Source organism: Nonomuraea marmarensis, assembly GCF_043197025.1.
In the GTDB taxonomy this organism is placed as follows: domain Bacteria; phylum Actinomycetota; class Actinomycetes; order Streptosporangiales; family Streptosporangiaceae; genus Nonomuraea; species Nonomuraea marmarensis.
In genome coordinates, this window is the sequence record NZ_JBICRM010000098.1 from 1 (window position 1) to 1,920 (window position 1,920).

General features: G+C 57.5%; 1 protein-coding gene. It reads left to right on the forward strand.

Annotation, left to right across the window (positions count from 1 at the left end):
- Positions 1–579: 579 nt before the first annotated feature.
- The gene (ltrA, locus tag ACFLIM_RS50090; protein WP_393177987.1) at positions 580–1,842 is read left to right on the forward strand and encodes a group II intron reverse transcriptase/maturase; all 1,263 of its coding nucleotides are present in this window, start codon (positions 580–582) and stop codon (positions 1,840–1,842) included.
- Positions 1,843–1,920: the final 78 nt, after the last annotated feature.

Here is a 1,920-nt window from a genome sequence, read left to right on the forward strand (position 1 = left end):
GGTGTGCCACGAACGTGGAGAGGGGCTTGTGATGTAGGTAGAGCTTCTTGAAGCGGTGCTGCGTGGAAGATGAAGGTGATGGCCCTTCAGAGCCGCCCTGCGGGGGGAGGCTCTAAACCGCCCACATGCTGCGTTAGCCGAAGACTGTCGTAGTGAGCGATGTGGGAAAAGGCGCACGTGATGCGTCAGGTGGGGATCAGGAAGGCGATTGCTGTTGAAGTGTCGAAAGCTATGAGACGACATCAAAACCGGGGTGTCTTCTTAATTCCGGGATAAGTCTGGTGAGTGCCCGCTGATTGGCCAGGCGGTGTCCGGCATAGAGGCAACGCGAGTCTGATCTGCTGCTTTCACGTGGAACGTGGGAAGGCATCTCCCGATATAGGCGCCGTGATTGAGGTGCCGAGAGGGAGCATCCCAAGCGGCTGAAACCGTGAGGGATTGAGTACCGTTGCGGGGTGTGCTGGCGGACCTGTTCGTAGTAGCTATGAAACTCCTGTAATGGGAGGGGAGCCAAGGGGCAGGGTCGTCCGTGGCTGTGTTTGTTCGATCAACCGGGCCGGTGCGTCCGGGAGGAGTCCGATGGACAAGCTGAAGTCGCAAGGCAAGCCGTTTGATATATCGAAGTGGGAGGTCTGGGAAGCGTTTCAACAGGTGAAGAGAAATAAGGGTGCACCGGGAGTGGACGGTCAGTCCATCGAAGACTTCGAGGCCGATCTGAAGAACAATCTTTATAAGATTTGGAATCGGATGTCATCAGGGACGTACTTTCCGCCTCCGGTGCGAGCGGTGGAAATACCGAAGCAGCATGGCGGCGGCACGAGAATGCTCGGCATTCCATGTGTCGGTGACAGGGTGGCCCAGACCGTGGTGGCCCGCCACCTGGAAGCTCGCGTGGAACCAGTCTTCCACGAGGATTCCTACGGCTACCGGCCCGGGAAGTCTGCCCTGGACGCGGTAGAACGCTGCCGGAGACGTTGCTGGAAGAGAAACTGGGTGATTGATCTCGATGTCGCCAAGTTCTTCGACAGTGTCCGGTGGGACCTCGTTATCAAAGCTGTGAAGGCTCATACCAACGCCCCTTGGGTGCTGTTGTATGTAAAACGGTGGCTTGAAGCGCCACTGCAGCTACCCGACGGGACCTTGCAACAGCGGGATCGTGGAACTCCACAAGGGTCAGCGGTTTCGCCCGTGTTGGCGAATCTGTTCCTGCATTATGCGTTCGACGCGTGGCTGGCTCGGGAGTACCCGACCGCCCAGTTCGAACGTTACGCGGATGACGCCGTGGTGCACTGCTTCAGCGAGAATCAGGCCCATGAGGTGTTGGCGGCAATCGCAAGCAGGATGGAGGAAGTCGGGCTGCGGTTGCATCCCGATAAGACCAGAATAGTCTACTGCAAGGATGGTAAGCGGCGATCGAATTACGAGCATATGTCGTTCACATTCTTGGGGTTTACTTTTCAGCCACGCAAGGCGCGGGACACGAACGGCGGGTATTTTCTGTCGTTCCAGCCCGCGATCAGCAAGGATGCCTTGAAGAAGATCAGCAATGAAGTTCGCGGTTGGCGGCTTCATCGCCGAGTCAACTTCACTTTTGTGGAAATCGCTAAAGCGATCAATCCGATCGTGGCGGGTTGGATGCGGTATTACGGCCAGTTCTACCGGTCGGCACTGAATCCGCTCCTGGCGCGCATCAACACCTACTTGGTGCGATGGATCCGCAAGAAATACAAACGGCTACAGGGATCGAAAAGAGCCAGGAGCAAGCTGCGGGAGATCACCGAACGGTATCCCCGCATGTTTGCTCACTGGAAATGGGTCTCGGGTGCCTGGGGACCAGGATGACAAGAGCCGTGTAAGTCGAGAGGTTTACGCACGGATCTGTGGGAGCCGGGAGGGGAGGTTCCTCCCGGCTACCCGACC